The sequence below is a fragment of the Xanthomonas melonis genome (genome assembly GCF_020783655.1).
Lineage (GTDB): Bacteria > Pseudomonadota > Gammaproteobacteria > Xanthomonadales > Xanthomonadaceae > Xanthomonas > Xanthomonas melonis.
The window spans coordinates 96,410-110,383 of sequence record NZ_JAJGQH010000013.1 but is presented as its reverse complement, the minus strand read 5'-3'; the positions used below and the strand labels follow the sequence as shown (position 1 = coordinate 110,383).

Genomic DNA, 13,974 nt, shown 5'->3' with positions numbered 1-13,974 from the left:
CCGCCTTCCGCCCACGCCTTGCTACTAGATTAGCCTCACTTTGAGCGGCTTGTAGGCGACTGAGCAGCTTGTCCAGTGATTCGTTCCTACCCTACGTCTGCCTATCCCGAAACCTCAGGGTAAGGTTACTTCTGCAAGTTGCTCATCCTCAAGCGTGCACAACATCATCCATGGATGCGCGTGGTGGGCCCACCAGGATTCGAACCTGGAACCAAAGGATTATGAGTCCTCTGCTCTAACCGTTGAGCTATAGGCCCTGCTGCACAGCGCTCGCTGGTGCCGCATGCATGCATCTGGCCCATCGGAGTGGGGCAAGTTTACCTGTCTGTCTGCGGGCTTGTCTGCTGCATGCTTGTCTGCTGCATGTCAGGCACACAGACCACGCCTTACGCATCAGCAGTCTGTCGTTGCCTGTCGATCAGTTGGCGCCCTGCGCGGAAGCCGTGTGCGATGGCGTCCTGATACGTGTCCCAGGTCTGCCCCTTGCCGTCGATGCGTGGCAGGCGCGTGCTGCCGTTGTCGGCGTAGACATCGACCCACTGCGTCCACCGAGCCGTCGGTGAGGCCTGTGCGGCACGTACGCGGATCTCGTGGTCGCGGTAAGTGGTGGTCTCGAAGCGGCTTTGCCTACTCATGGGGCGGTCTCGTTTCCATTCGCCTGCCAACCTAGAAGGGATGGTTGAAACAGCGCGTGAGGTTGAAGGAAACATCCACTTAATAGTGCGTTGCGGTGCGGTTTCGTCGCCAGAACGTGAAACCGTACCGCCGAGCTGCGCTGTTCCCGGCAGCGCATACGGCAAGCATCACCGCACCGGCCCCATAACACAACAGCCCCGCGTCGGCGGGGCTGTTGTGTGACCACTGTACGTTTAGAACCGGGCGATCAATCGATATCCAGGAACGAACGCAGCTGTTCCGAACGGCTGGGGTGACGCAGTTTGCGCAACGCCTTGGCCTCTATCTGGCGGATCCGCTCGCGGGTGACGTCGAACTGCTTGCCCACTTCTTCCAGCGTGTGATCGGTGTTCATGTCGATACCGAAGCGCATCCGCAACACCTTGGCCTCCCTTGGGGTGAGGCCGGCCAACACGTCGCGCACGGTCTCGGAGAGATTGATGTTGGTGGTGTTGTCGATCGGGGACTCCACATTGGTGTCCTCGATGAAGTCGCCCAGATGCGAATCCTCGTCGTCGCCGATCGGGGTTTCCATCGAGATCGGCTCCTTGGCGATCTTCATCACCTTGCGGATCTTGTCTTCCGGCATGTCCATTTCCTTGGCCAGCTCCTCCGGCGTGGCCTCGCGGCCGAACTGCTGGAGCATCTGGCGGGAAATGCGGTTCAACTTGTTGATCGTTTCGATCATGTGCACCGGGATACGGATGGTGCGCGCCTGGTCGGCGATCGAACGGGTGATGGCCTGACGGATCCACCACGTTGCATAGGTCGAGAACTTGTAACCGCGACGGTATTCGAACTTGTCCACGGCCTTCATCAGGCCGATGTTGCCTTCCTGGATCAGGTCCAGGAACTGCAGGCCGCGGTTGGTGTACTTCTTGGCGATGGAGATCACCAGACGCAGGTTGGCCTCCACCATTTCCTTCTTGGCCTTGCGGGCTTTGGCTTCGCCATAGGCCATTGCGCGGCTGATTTCCTTGATCTCGCCCAGGGTCAGGTAATTGGCCTTCTCCATCTCGATCGAGCCCTGCTGCTCGGAGACGATCTGGTCCTTGACGTCGCGCAGTGCGGACGACCACTTCTGCTTGCGCTTGAGCGCGTCTTCCACCCACTCCAGATTGGTCTGGTTGCCTTCCCAGGAGCGGATGAAGTCCTTGCGCGGCATGCGCGCCACCGTGGTTGCCAGGTGCAGCACCTTGCGCTCATGGTCCTTGATGCCATTGACCACGCCGCGCAGCTGGGTGACCAGCGCATCGGTCAACGGCAGCGGTAGCTTGAAGGTGGTGAAAATGGCGGCGACATCTTCGCGCGCCTTGACCACCAGCTTGTGTTCGGCGCCGTTCTTGGCATACGCCTTCTTGAACTTGGCGTATTCGTTGGCCAGGTTCTCCATGCGCGTGGCCACTTCCGCCGGATCCGGACCGGTGGGGCCGGCCTCTTCCTCGGAGGCGTCTTCGTCGCCGTCGTCGTCTTCGTCGCCGTCCACGGCATCGTCGTCAGCGGCGGCGATCGGGCCGGCGGCAGCCAGCGCGGCGGCAGCGGCGTCGGCCTCTTCGATCAGGTCGTTGAAGCCGACCACGATCTCGGCCAGACGCTTCTTGCCTTCCTTGTGCGCTTCGTAATCGGCCAGCAGCATTTCGGTGGACAGCGGGAACACGCCCAGCGCCGCCTGGACCTGGCTCAGGCCTTCTTCGATGCGCTTGGCGATGGCGATTTCGCCTTCGCGGGTCAGCAGCTCCACCGTGCCCATTTCGCGCATGTACATGCGCACCGGATCGGTGGTGCGGCCGCCTTCGGTGTCGAGTGCGGTCAGCGCTGCGGCCGCTTCTTCGGCGGCGGTATCGTCAACTTCGCGGTTGCCGGTGTTGCCGTCGTTGAGCAACAGGGTTTCGGCATCGGGCGCAATTTCATGGACATCGATGCCCATGCCATTGATCATGCTGATGATGTCTTCGATCTGCTCCGGGTCGACCAGGTCGTCGGGCAGATGGTCATTGACTTCGGCGTAGGTCAGATAGCCCTGTTCCAGGCCCTTGCTGATCAGTAGCTTGATGTCGGATTGCTGGGCAGGACGTTCGTTGGCCATGAGTGCTCGCGCCACCGGCTTTGAGATTGGAAAGAGAACCTAGCATTATACCAGCGTGAATCCCGGTCTGCCGGATTCAAGACAGGACCGCTGGTGGACGTGGGTTTCTAGGGTCTGAGAAGGAAGGTCACCGGGCCGTCATTGACCAGGTCGACAACCATATGGGCGCCGAATTGCCCGGTTTCCACCCCGCCACGGTGTTTTTCGCGGCAGATCCCGACCAATTGATTGAACGCCCGTTCAGCCTCCTCAGGGGGGGCGGCGGTGCTGAAGCCCGGCCGGTTGCCCGAACGGGTGTCTGCCGCCAGGGTGAACTGGCTGACCAGCAGCAGACCGCCACCGGTATCGGCGAGCGAACGGTTCATCTTTCCGTCCTGGTCCGAGAAGACCCGGTAGCCGAGCAGGCGCTCGGCCAGCCGCCGGATCTGCGCATCGCCGTCCCCGGGCTCGACGCCGACCAGCGCCAGCAGACCGGGGCCGATCCGGCCGATGACCTGCCCATCGACGGTGACGGCGGCGCGGGAGACGCGCTGGATCAATGCGAGCATGGGCGTCTTTCAGTCATCGATACGGTGCCGGCCAGCATGCAGAGCCGCGCGCCCACTGTCACGTGCGGGCCTTCGCCGGCTGCGCTGTTTAGAATCGTGCCGATGACACCCAATGTTCGTGCCCGCCTGCTCTACGCCACCGCCGCTGCCGTGGGTCGTCTGCCATGGCCACTGCTCAAACACATGGCCGACCTGCTGGCCTGGAGCTGGCGCAAGCTCGATGCCCGCGAGAGCCGGGTGGCCCGGCGCAACCTGGAACTTGCGTATCCGGAGCTTGGCGCCGCACAACGTGCGCAGCTGCATGCGCAGATCCTGCGATCGACCGCGCGGCAGACGCTGGAAGTGCTGCGCACCTGGACCCGCCCGCCGCAGGAGAATCTGGCGCGCCTGCAGCGCAACGGCCAGGAGCTCTACGACGCCGCGCTGGCGTCCGGGCGCGGGGTGATCGTGGCGGCGCCGCATTTCGGCAACTGGGAGCTGCTCAACCAGTGGCTGTCCGAACGCGGCCCGATCGCCATCGTCTACCGCCCGCCGGAATCGGAGGCGATGGACGGCTTCCTGCAACTGGCCCGCGGCGGCGACAACGTCCGCCAGGTTCGCGCCGAGGGGCCGGCGGTACGGCAGTTGTTCAAGGTCCTCAAGGACGGCGGTGCGGTCGGCATCCTGCCCGACCAGCAACCCAAGATGGGCGACGGCGTGTTTGCGCCGTTCTTCGGCATGCAGGCGCTGACCATGACCCTGGTCAACCGGTTGGCCGAACGCACCGGCGCCGTCGTGCTGTATGGGTGGTGCGAGCGCGCAGGCGAGGACCTGCAATTCGCGCTGCACGTACGACCGACCGACCCGGCCGTCGCCGATCCGGACCCGGTGCGCGCGGCCAGCGCACTCAATGCCGGTATCGAACAGATCGCCCGCCGCGATCCTGCCCAGTATCAGTGGACCTACAAGCGCTACACGCTGCGCCCGCCGGGCAGCGGCGAGGCCAACCCGTACGCGACCGAGCGGCACCCGCACTAGACCGATCGGCCGGGCCGTGGCGCGCTCCGGACGCGCCGTGCAACCGGGCGGGCCTCAGTCGTCGTGCGGGTCGGCGGGCGTGGCCAGGATGCGCTGGTAGAACGCCAGATCCAGCCAGCGGCCGAACTTGAAGCCCGCCTCGCGCACGGTACCGGCATGGGTGAAGCCGAACTGTTCGTGCAAGGCGATGCTGGCCTGGTTGCTGGCGTCGATGCCGCCGACCAGCACATGCACGCCGCGTTGCTGCGCGACCTCGATCAAGGCCTGCAACAGCGTGCGCCCCAGCCCCTTGCCGCGATGGTCGCGATGGACGTAGATCGAATGCTCGACGCTGTACTTGAACGCCGGCCAGGCCCGAAAGGTGCCATAGCTGGCAAAACCCATCAGGGTGCCGTCGGCGTCCTCCACCCCGATGACCGGGAAACCGCCGGCCTGCTTGGTGGCGAACCAGCCGACCATGCTTTCCGGCGGGCGCGGCCGATAGTCGTACAACGCGGTCGAATGCGCGATGGCTTCGTTGAAGATGTCCAGGATGGCCGTGGCATGACGCGCCTGGCTGCAGTCGACGATACGCATGGGGTCCGCGGCGGTGGAAGGTCGTGGAATTAGAAAGCATTGCCGGGCGCTGAACAACGCGAGCGGCACGCAACCAATCGGCGCTGGCGGTGCCACTCAGACGGCAACGGCTGGATGCAGCGTTCCACCCGTCCGTACCACTGCCGGCGGCGAACCGCGCCACAATGGCGCCGCACGATCGCCTGGCGCCGGGTGATCGGCCGCGGCGCACGGTCGCCGGCTGGACAGAGCGGTTGCCGCGCCGTCGCGCTGGCTGGTCGGTGCCGGCGCTGCGCTCGGCGGCCACCGCCACCGGCACGCAACTGCGACATGGCTGCACCGGGCGCTGCTCGAATGGGCGTCTTGAAGCGGCCGTGGCAATCCCCATCTGGAGTCGTGCATGAGCAGCCCCGTTCCCACCCCCAGCGCACAGGCCTTCGGCGATCCGGCAGCGATCCGCTGCGAGCGCGCCGCCTCCGAACTGCGGGCCGGCCGGCCGGTGCTGCTGACCGCTGCCGATGGGCAGGCGCGCGCGGTGCTGGCGCTGGACAGCAGCACCGCGTCGTCGTATGCGGCATTCGCGCGCGCCGCACAGGAGCGCCACTACCTGTTCGTGACACCCACCCGCGCGCAGGTGCTGGGGCTGAGCGCGCCGCAGGGCGCACGCGTGGCGCTGCGCAGCCTCGACTACGATCAGCTGGCCGCGCTGGCCTACCTGCGCGACACCCCGGTGCCGACACAGTGGACCGCCGGCGATGCGCTGGATGCCGGCGGGGTGGATATCGTGCGGCTGGGATTGCTGCTGCCGGCCCTGCTGGCGGTGGAGCTGCGCGACGTGCACGCCCACGCCGCCTTCGCCGGCTGTCAGTCGCTGGCGCTGGAAGATCTGGACAGCGGCTGCGCCAAATCCGCGGCCGCCGGCTACGAACTGGTCACCCGCACGCCGGTGCCGCTGCGCGGCCTGGGCATGAGCGAGTTCGTGGTGTTCCGCGGCGGGGTGGCCCAGCGCGATCAGGTCGCCATCGTGGTCGGCGCGCCCGATCTGTCGAAGGCGGTGCCGGTGCGCGTGCATTCCTCCTGCCTGACCGGGGACCTGTTCGGTTCGCTCAAGTGCGATTGTGGCGACCAGCTGCGGCATGGGCTGGCCAAGCTGAAGGAGCTTGGCGGCGGCGTGCTGCTGTATCTGGATCAGGAAGGCCGCGGTACCGGCATCGCCGCCAAGATGCGCGCCTATGGCTATCAGCATGCCGGTCTGGACACCATCGATGCCGATGCGCAGCTGGGCTTCGGTCCGGACGAACGCCGATATGGCGGCGCAGTGGCGATGCTGCGCGGCCTGGGCATCGGCCGCATCCGGCTGCTCACCAACAACCCGGCCAAGGCCGAGCGGTTGCGCGCGGCCGGCATCGCGGTGGAAGACCGGATTCCGGTCACCGGCGACATCACCCCGGAAAACGAACAGTACCTGCGGACCAAGGCCACGCGGGCCGGCCATGCGCTGGACGTGGATGCTCTGATCCTGGCTGCACAGTAGCGCGCTCGGCAACACCGATCCGGCGCAGCGCTTGCGGCCGCCCTGTCGCGCAGATGCGCTGCCTTGGACGGGTGCTGCGGCCATCCCTGCCGCTCCCGGAGCGCCGCGCCCGGGGCCCCCACCCGGTTCGGGCCCGGCAGCGCCCGTTCACGGCGGCCGAGATCGCCGCCCGACCCGATCGTTTGCGATCGCAAGCCAGCACCGCGCCGGATGCAGATCGGCCGGGTGCCCGGCTATGCTGGCGAACCGCTTTCGCAGACCCGCCTCGTGCACGACGCCCCGCCACCGCATCCCGACATCCTGGTTCGCGCAGACCCGGTGCAGCCGCCGGCCCTGGACCACGCACGGTGGCAGCAGCTGCCGCGGCGCGGCGCGTATGTGGCGGCGGTCAATGGCGCACTGGGAGGCGGCTGCGCGGCGCTGATCGCCGCAGCAGTCATCGCGACCATGATGCATATCTGGCGATATTGGCCCGTCGTCCTGGGCGTCATGCTGGCAGCGGCGCTGCTGGGTGCCTGGCTGGCGGTCAAGCGTCACCGACTCACGCTCTGGAAGCTCGACCAGCATGGCTTGGCGCTACAGCGCGGCCATCTGTGGCAGAGCGATACCCGGGTTCCGATCTCGCGCGTGCAGCACGTGGACCTGCGCCGCGGCCCGATCGAACGCGCCACACGCCTGACCACGCTGGTGGTGCACACCGCCGGGAGCCGGCTCAACGCCGTGGCGCTGTCCGGGCTGGATCAGGCCGACGCCGAACGCCTGCGCGACCGGCTCGCGCGTCAGCTCGATCACCACGACGACGCGCTGTGAGTGCGATCGGCCACGCCGGCGACGACGAGCAGCGCCTGCACCCGCTGTCGTGGGTGTTCGTGCTGCTGCAGCAGATCCGCCAGTTCCTGATCCCGCTGGTGGCGCTGATCGTGTTCGGCAGCCGCGACGGCAACCGCGACTCGGCCGACCACATCGCCACCGGGGTGGTGATCGCAGTGCTGGTGGCGATCTCGGTGCTGCGCTATTTCACCTACCGCTACCGCATCGGCCAGGACAGCGTGGCCATTCGCAGCGGGCTGTTCGAGCGCAGCCGGCGCGATATTCCGTTCGCCCGCATCCACAATGTGGTGGTGCATCAATCGCTGCTGCACCGGCTGACCGGCGTGGCCGAGGTACGGCTGGAATCGGCTGGCGGGCATAAGCCGGAAGCGCAGATGCGCGTGCTGCGGCTGGACCAGGCGCTGGCGCTGGAAGACCTGATTCGCCGCCGCGTGCACCACGCCGCGCCGGTTGCCGCGCCCACCGAGGACCACGGCACGCTGCTGCGCCTGCCGATGGCCGAAGTGATCCGCCTGGGCCTGATTTCCAACCGCGGCATGGTGGTGGTGGCTGCCGCGTTCGGCGTGATCTACCAGATGATCCCGCGCCGCGTTGCCTCCAATTTCATCGAGACCAATGGCGAGCTGGCTTACCGCTATGTCAGCCAGGTGCATCCGGGCGCCGCGGTCACCGCCACGCTGGTGACGATCGCCTGCCTGGCTGTCCTGGTGGCGATGCGTGCCTTGTCGGTGGCCCTGGCGGTGACCCAATACCACGGGTTCCGCCTGAGCGAATCGGAACGCCGCCTCACCGTGGAACGCGGCCTGCTGACCCGGATCCGCAGCAGCGTGGCGCTGCGGCGCATCCAGGCATGGACCGTATACGAAAGCTGGCTGCATCGCCTGTTCGGCCGCCGTCAGTTGCGCGTGGACACCGCCGTGGCCGGCGCCGGCGACAACCAGGACAGCGCGTTGAAGGAACTGGCGCCGATCGTCGACCCGCAGCGCTGCGATGCCCTGCTGCAGCGTTTGCTGCCCGGCATCGCCTGGCCGCCGGCGCAGTGGCAGGGCATCGCCACGCACTGCTGGTGGCGCCTGAGTCTGCCGACCCTGGTGTTGCTGATGCCGCTGCTGGCGGCGCTGTGGTGGCAGTTCGGCGAACAGGCGGGGTGGTTGCTGCTGTGGCTGCCGTGGAGCGCGTTCAAGGCGCACCGGCAGGTGCAGCGCATGGGCTACACGGTGGATGCGCGCTACGTCGCGGTGCGCGGCGGCTGGTGGAAGCGCTGGTGGCGGCTGGCCGAACTGGACAAGCTGCAGGCACTGCAGCTGCAGCGCTCGCCGCTGGACCGTCTCACCGGTACCGCCACGCTATGGCTGGACACCGCCGGCGCCACCGGGCCGGCGTTGCGGCTGCGCTTCGTCCCGTTGGCGCAGGCCCAGGCACTGCAGGCGCAGCTCGGTGCGGCATTGGCGCAGCGCAGGCTGCGCTGGTGAGTTGGGATCGGGAATCGGGATTGAGGATTGGCGATCGGATCGACCGCTGATCGACGGCGGCATCGCTTCGATGAGCAACTGGCAGCGATCAGCGCTGCGCCGGCCCCCAGTAGCCGAGCTCGCGGCGGATCTGCAGGCCGCGCCAGAGCGCACCCAGCGGCTTGGGCCGCAAGGTGCCGAGCCGGCCGGCGATGAAGTCCTCGGTAGCGGCGATCACCCGTTCGGACGATTGCCCATCGCGATACGGATGGATCGCATCGGCATACGCGGCCAGTGCGCTGCGTAGCGCCGCATCCGGTGCCAGCGCGCGCGCCAGCTGCTGCGGCAAGTGCTCGGGCTGCTCGAAGTTCAGCATGTGCGGTTGCGGCACCCGGTTGCGGAAGGTCACCACCGGTTTGTGCTGCACCACGAACTCGGACACGATCGACGAGGTGTCCGACACCAGCACATCGGCCGCCCGCTGCGCAGCCATCACGTCTTCCGGCTCGACGAAGCGCGCGTGGGCACCCGCCAGTGCGCGATACCGATCGAACAGCTCCGACGCGCACTTGGGATGCAGGGTGAGCAGCCAGTAATGCGTTCCGCGCGCGATGTCGGCGGCGATTGCGTCGAACAGCACCGGGGCCGCGCTCAGCCGTTCGGTGAAGGTGGAACCGAACAGGAGCACCGGGCGGCCATTGGCCGGCGCGCGCAATGCAGCGCCGTGGCCGCCATCGTCACGGAACACCGGGTCGAGCTTGGGCCAGCCGGTTTCGGCCACCGCGAAATGCCCTTCGCGCGCGGCCAGCGCACGAAACGGCGCGGTGGTGGCCGGGCCCTGCGTGCAATACAGATCGAACAGACCCCGCACGCGGAAATGACCGCGGTTGTCCTCGCGCTTTTGCACGTTGAACCCATGGAACAGCTGGACCTTGGCCCCGGAGAGGAAGGGCGGCACCCAGTTGGCCGCGCTGAACACCGCGCGCGGACGCAGGGCCAGCGCCTCGCGCAGGCCCACTTCGCGCACGCCCGGCAGCAGCAGACCGCGCGCGCCGCCTTCGTACCAGGCGGCCACCGTGTCGCCGCGGGCCTGTAACGCCTGCGCCAATGGCGCCAGAATAGGCAAGGCGTAACGCTCCGTTGCGAACAGCAGGTAATCGGCCATCACATGTCCTCTTCGACCGCACCCGACCCACGGCCGCGCATCAGCGCCTGCATTATCGCGTTCAACGAGGCCGATCGCCTACGCGACTGCCTGACCTCGCTGACGTTCTGCGATGAGATCGTGGTGGTGGACTCCGGCTCCACCGACGCCACCGCGAGCATCGCCGCCGCGCATGGCGCACGCGTGCTGCAGCGCGCCTTCGACGGCTACCGCAGCCAGAAGGCGTACTGTGTCGAACAGGCCAGCCATGACTGGGTGTTGTGCCTGGATGCGGACGAACGCGTCGGCGAGACCCTGCGCGCTGCCATCCTCGCCGCACGCGACGCCGGGTTCTCCGGAGCGGCCGGTTACCGGTTCGCCCGGCTGTCGGATTATTTCGGTCGGTTCCTGCGCCACGGCAATGCCTATCCGGACCGCGTGCTGCGGCTGTTCGATCGACGCCGCGGCGGCTGGCGCGGCAAGCGCGAGATCCACGAAGCGGCCAGCGTCGATGGCGCGGTCCTCACCCTGGCGGGCGATCTGATCCACTACCCGTACCGCTCGCTGGCACAGCAGTTGGCCAAGACCCAGCGCTATGCGCAGATGATGGCCGAACACGATCACGCACGCGGCAAGCGCGCCACCTGGAGCAAACTGGTACTGGCGCCGGCATGGCGGTTCTGGCGCGGCTACCTGTTGCGCGGCGGATTCCGCGACGGCTGGCACGGGCTGATCTACGCCTATGTGCGCGCCAACTACGTGCGCCAGAAGACCATCATGTTGTGGCTGCTGCAGCACGACCTGCCGGTGCAGGATCCGCCGCGCGCACCGGATCGGCATCTCGACTGAACGCACCCATCGAGCCGGCGAACGGCTCGGCCATCAGCACGACAGCGCAGAGTTCCGATCCCTCAGAACGCCGCGCAGCGCCTAGCCGGCGCCGGTCGCCAGCCTGGCCTGCTCTACCTGCTCCACCTGACGCATCGCAAGGCCGGTCAGCACGCCGACCATGGCCGTGTAGAAACTGGCCGAGATCTGATGCGCGAACATCGATTGGGTCAAGCCGCACAGGACGTAGCTGATCACCAGCATCACCCCGGCTGCGGCCGGGCCACGAAACTGCGCCTGCCTGCTGCGCCGATGCAGGCGCACGAACACCAGCAACGGAATGCCGTAGACCGCCATCAGCAGCAACAGGCCCGGCACGCCCTGGGTGGCGCCCCACTCGGCCAGATCGTTGTGCGCATGGCCCAGGTGACACCGCAGCAGCCAGGTGTCGCCGGCGCAGATCGGCAGTTCGCGCATCGCATCGTCGAAACGGCCGACGCCCACACCGGTCAGCGGATGCGCAAGCAGCGTATCCCAGGCCACATGCAGGCGCTCGATGCGCGCTCCGGCCGACGAATCGGCATCGCCCACCTCGTAGCGCTGCAGATCGCTCTGCAATTCGCCCAGGCGCATCTGCTCGGTCAGCGCCGGCACGCTGACGAGTACGCCCACGGCCACCGCCGCACTGCCCACGAAACTCAACAGCCGCAGCCGCCTGTTCTGCCAGGGCGCGCCCCAGATCAGCACGCCCAGCGTCAACAACAACGCCAGCCAGACCCCGCGGCTGCCGCTGAGCACGATCACCGCCACCGCCGCGATGGCGGCGCCGGCCAGCCAGCGCAGGCCGCCGACCGGGCGGCAGAACGCCACCACCACCAGCAGCAGCATGGCGATATCGGCGAACACGATCGCATTGGTCCACCCCTCGGCACGGTCGGCGCCATTGCTCACCTGCACCACCGCGATCAGCATCGCCGCGAACACGCCGGCCAGGGCTCCGCGCCAGAGCCAGACCTGGCGTGGCTGCAAGGCATACGCCCACAGCGCCGCCCAGGGCAGCACCAGAAAGCGCGAGCGGTTGTCGACATCGCGCAGGGCGGGTTCGAACAGCGCGACCGACAGCAGCGACATCGCGATCACCGCCAACGTCAACCAGCCCAACGTCCGCAACGGCCAGCGGCGCGCGGCGATGCCGGCGCGCAGCTGGCGCCACCCGACCAGCGAGCCGAATAACAGGCACAGGCCGAACGGCAGCAGGCCGCTCGGCATGCTGACCACCAACGCGGTCAGACTGAACACACCCAGCTCCGCAATGCCCATCCCCAAGCGCGACGATGTCGTGGCACCGGGCTTCTCGAGCGAAGCGGGCGGGGAACTCAAATAGGTCATCTGTACGTCGGGGGCAAGGAAGAAGGTGAACCGGCGCCGGGCAAGCGCGCGCGCCAAGCTAACGCTGCGCCGCATGAATCGTTGCTAGACGGCGGCAGATAGCGGCGGCGGCATGGCGTCGAGTGGAGAGGCGCAGCCCGCAGCGCAACAGGCTCACTCGGCATCCAGATTGCCCTGCTCCCTGGCTTCCACGGCCTTCTGCGTGGCGCTGGCCACGCACGCGCCCTGGATGGCGTCGGCCGGCACCAGCCACCAGCGGCGCCGGTTCGCCACCCCCACCAGCTGGCTACGACGACGGTCGACGCAGTCCAGCAGCGCGGTCTCCTGCACCATCAGCCAGCGCCGCTTCGGGTCTGCGGCCTGCCACGCCACACCATCCCGCAGCTGGAGGTCCCAGGGCACCTTGAAACCGAAGGTCTGCGCCGGGCGGTCGGCCATCAGCAGGTTCTGCTCCTTCCAGGCCACCAGGCCGAGCTGCGCCTCCGGGCCGATGCGACGCCCGGCCTCGCGCATCACCGCGCCGGCCGAGCTGGAGTCGTTGAAGATGGGATAACAGACCAGGCCGAAGCTCACCCACCACGCGCCCAGCAACGCCGCCACCGCCAGCACGGAGCGTCGAACGCGCAGCACCAGCAGGCAGACCGCTCCCCAACCGCCTACCGCCAGCAGCAGCCAACCCAGCGGATCGGTGGCTTCGCTGCCCACTCCGCGGCTGTCCATGATCTTCTGTTCGAAACCCGGGTGCCCGATCAGCATCGCCGCCCCGCCGGCCACGAAGGCAACGCTCAGCAGCAGCGCGAAGCCGAACAGCAAGCGCTGCACACCGGCCCGGCGCAGCAGGCCTGCGGCCAGCGGCGCCAGGGCCAGGCAGAACATCGGCAGGGCCGGCAGGATGTACACATCGCGCTTGCCGCTGGGGATGGTGAAGAACACCAGCACCAGCAGCCACCACGCCAGCGGCAGCAGATAGCGCGCATCGCGTCGGCGCAGCCGCCGGCGCCAGGCCGGGATCGCCCACGGCAGCAGCAGGATGGGCGGCAGCCACATCGTGGCCATGCTCTGCAGGTGATACCAGACCGGCTGCGCGTGATCCCAGGAGCTGGCATAACGCTTGGCGGTCTGGCGCAACAGGATGTCGTTGAGATACACGCGGTATTCGGGCTGGCCGGCGGTCAGCGCGGTGACCACCATCGGCACGAACCACAGTGCGATCGCCACGAAGAAGAACAGCGGCCCGAGCCAGAAGCGGCGGTCGCGCACATGCACGCGCACACCCGGCCAGCCGCGTACAGCGGCGATCCCGGCCGGGATCAGCATCAGCAACGCGATGATGCCCACGCCCTTGGTGATCACCCCCAACCCGGCGGCGAACCAGCCCAGCGTCCACCATCGCCAGGCCGGCCCCAGCAGCAGGTGACGCAGCAGCCCGTAATTGGCCAGGGTGATCCAGAACACCACCAGCGGGTCGATCTGCGCCTTCTTGGCCTGGAAGGTGAAGTGCAGCGTGAACAACAGCATCCACGCCGCATACGCGCCCACCCGCCGGGTCCACAGCCGCCGGCCCAGGTCGTACACGCAGGCCAGCGTGCCCAGCGCCGCCAGCAGCGACGGCAGCAGGAAGGCCACCCGCCAGTTGCCCAGCAACGTATAGAACAGCGCCTGCAGCCACATCAGCATCGGCGGTTTGTCCGAGTACAACTCGTTGCCGCGATGCGGGAACAGCCAATCTCCGCTCAGCACCATCTGCTTGGCGACCAGGGCGAAGCGTGGCTCGTCCGAGGGCCAGGGGTCGCGCAAGCCCAGCCCGGCACCGATCACCAGTACCGCTGTCACGGCCAACAGCCAGAAATCCTTTGAGGCACGGGTCTTGAGCATGGCAGGCGGCAGCGGGGACGGGGAAAGGGAGTGCCGGAACC

General features: G+C 67.6%; 12 protein-coding genes and 1 tRNA gene. 5 read left to right on the top strand and 8 right to left on the bottom strand.

Features of this window, described 5'->3' with window-relative positions:
* Positions 1-181: 181 nt before the first annotated feature.
* The 4 genes from LL964_RS14130 to dtd form a co-directional block, all read right to left on the bottom strand.
* A tRNA-Ile gene (locus LL964_RS14130) sits at positions 182-257 on the bottom strand.
* Positions 258-386: 129 nt separating this feature from the next.
* The gene (locus LL964_RS14125; RefSeq protein WP_104585345.1) at positions 387-710 is read right to left on the bottom strand and encodes a DUF6566 family protein; all 324 of its coding nucleotides are present in this window, start codon (positions 708-710) and stop codon (positions 387-389) included.
* Positions 711-883: 173 nt separating this feature from the next.
* Positions 884-2,761: an RNA polymerase sigma factor RpoD gene (gene rpoD, locus LL964_RS14120; RefSeq protein WP_104585346.1), complete on the bottom strand. Its 1,878-nt coding sequence runs from the start codon at positions 2,759-2,761 to the stop codon at positions 884-886.
* 107 nt (positions 2,762-2,868) lie between these two features.
* Positions 2,869-3,309 (bottom strand): D-aminoacyl-tRNA deacylase, encoded by a 441-nt coding sequence (dtd, locus tag LL964_RS14115; RefSeq protein WP_104585348.1) that lies wholly within the window; start codon positions 3,307-3,309, stop codon positions 2,869-2,871.
* 102 nt (positions 3,310-3,411) lie between these two features.
* Between dtd and LL964_RS14110 the strand changes: the two genes are divergently transcribed.
* Positions 3,412-4,326 (top strand): lauroyl acyltransferase, encoded by a 915-nt coding sequence (locus LL964_RS14110; RefSeq protein ID WP_104585349.1) that lies wholly within the window; start codon positions 3,412-3,414, stop codon positions 4,324-4,326.
* Positions 4,327-4,380: 54 nt separating this feature from the next.
* Here the strand turns inward: LL964_RS14110 and LL964_RS14105 are convergent, their stop codons facing one another.
* Positions 4,381-4,902, bottom strand: coding sequence for a GNAT family N-acetyltransferase (locus LL964_RS14105; RefSeq protein ID WP_104585350.1), 522 nt, complete (start codon positions 4,900-4,902; stop codon positions 4,381-4,383).
* A gap of 379 nt (positions 4,903-5,281) precedes the next feature.
* Between LL964_RS14105 and ribA the strand changes: the two genes are divergently transcribed.
* The 3 genes from ribA to LL964_RS14090 all read left to right on the top strand — a co-directional run bounded on the left by ribA (position 5,282) and on the right by LL964_RS14090 (position 8,718).
* Positions 5,282-6,415 (top strand): GTP cyclohydrolase II RibA, encoded by a 1,134-nt coding sequence (gene ribA, locus LL964_RS14100; RefSeq protein ID WP_104585351.1) that lies wholly within the window; start codon positions 5,282-5,284, stop codon positions 6,413-6,415.
* A gap of 210 nt (positions 6,416-6,625) precedes the next feature.
* Positions 6,626-7,225 carry a PH domain-containing protein gene (locus tag LL964_RS14095; RefSeq protein ID WP_104585353.1) on the top strand — a complete coding sequence of 200 codons (600 nt, stop codon included), beginning with the start codon at positions 6,626-6,628 and terminating at the stop codon, positions 7,223-7,225.
* The gene (locus LL964_RS14090) at positions 7,222-8,718 is read left to right on the top strand and encodes a PH domain-containing protein (RefSeq protein WP_104585355.1); all 1,497 of its coding nucleotides are present in this window, start codon (positions 7,222-7,224) and stop codon (positions 8,716-8,718) included. The genes LL964_RS14095 and LL964_RS14090 overlap by 4 nt, the downstream gene beginning before the upstream one ends.
* An 88-nt stretch (positions 8,719-8,806) precedes the next feature.
* Here the strand turns inward: LL964_RS14090 and LL964_RS14085 are convergent, their stop codons facing one another.
* Positions 8,807-9,865, bottom strand: coding sequence for a CDP-glycerol glycerophosphotransferase family protein (locus tag LL964_RS14085; protein WP_104585357.1), 1,059 nt, complete (start codon positions 9,863-9,865; stop codon positions 8,807-8,809).
* Here LL964_RS14085 and LL964_RS14080 point away from each other — a divergent pair, their 5' ends adjacent.
* On the top strand, positions 9,866-10,690 hold the full coding sequence (locus LL964_RS14080) for a glycosyltransferase family 2 protein (protein ID WP_104585359.1): 825 nt from the start codon (positions 9,866-9,868) through the stop codon (positions 10,688-10,690). It abuts the gene before it with no gap.
* A gap of 81 nt (positions 10,691-10,771) precedes the next feature.
* On the opposite strand, the gene LL964_RS14075 is transcribed toward LL964_RS14080, so the two are convergent.
* Entirely contained in the window at positions 10,772-12,058 is a 1,287-nt protein-coding gene (locus LL964_RS14075; protein ID WP_104585628.1) for an O-antigen ligase family protein, read from the bottom strand.
* A gap of 153 nt (positions 12,059-12,211) precedes the next feature.
* A complete protein-coding gene (locus tag LL964_RS14070; RefSeq protein ID WP_104585361.1) occupies positions 12,212-13,933 on the bottom strand; it encodes an ArnT family glycosyltransferase in 1,722 nt (573 codons plus the stop codon).
* Between the last annotated feature and the right edge of the window lie 41 nt (positions 13,934-13,974).